1 protein-coding gene is annotated in these 870 nt (G+C 52.3%); it reads right to left on the bottom strand.

Features of this window, described 5'->3' with window-relative positions; all coding sequences use genetic code 11:
• Positions 1 to 541: 541 nt before the first annotated feature.
• Positions 542 to 870: Mor transcription activator family protein (locus DMP17_RS46250; RefSeq protein WP_337833040.1), on the bottom strand; the 329-nt coding region annotated here is incomplete at its 5' end.

Raw genomic sequence — 870 nt, 5'->3', positions numbered from 1 at the left:
CATTTGAAGTGTTCGCGAGAGCCCCAGTTCAGGACTCAGTTTGTTTCAGACAGGATTCTGTCGAGAGTGACGCGTGTCAGTTGGTTTTAACATGCCCCTTCGCGAATCTCTCGTTCTAGAAACGGAAGTTCGTTTTTGCCTCGGCTAAAGTCGATCAGCGTGTTGAGCCCAAAGCCCAAGTAGTGGAATTCCGGTGCGCCACGCTTTACCGTGCACTCGGCAGGTTTATCAATCATCGCACCGTAACCATTTGAAGACGTAGTTTGCCTTCACCAAGCGGCCAGAGAAAAGTATAGGTCGGAACGCCATCGTAGTTGGTCAGTGACGGCTTGCGGTACGGAACTTCAGCCGCCGTTGGATTTTTTGGCAGTGTACAGGATCGCGGCCTTACACCAACCAAATGCCTTCTTCTCGGCGGAATTAGAACATGCAGTGAGTAGCAACAAAGTAGCGATCGCTATAGCGGATTGAGTTTTGAAACTTCATGACTTACCCCTTTCTCAGTGTGAATGTAACGGCGAGACAATCATTGAATCATAGGTCATTCGGGTTTGTTGAACAGGTCGGGTTGAAGCTTGCGGACGTGCAAGCGTTGCTGGCGGTTGAGGATCCGCCAGATGTGACGCTCTGACACGTTGTGGCGGCGTGACAATTGGCGGATGTTGCGGCGGTTGGCGACGCGGAAGATTTCGGCGTCACGAATCGCGATTTTAAGCGCGTCACCACGTGGGATGTAGAGTGAGCGACCACCCATGTATTCTGCGAGCGCCAGCGTTGTTTTTTCGCGCGATTTTGAACGCGTCCTCATCGTTGTAGCCGTCTCGATGAGAGCGGCTTCCTGCACTTCGAGGATTTGAACGAGCGTCTGGG

The organism is Pseudonocardia sp. TMWB2A (genome assembly GCF_017312135.1).
Note: the sequence above shows the minus strand (reverse complement) of the source record. Positions and strands in the feature narration are given on the sequence as shown.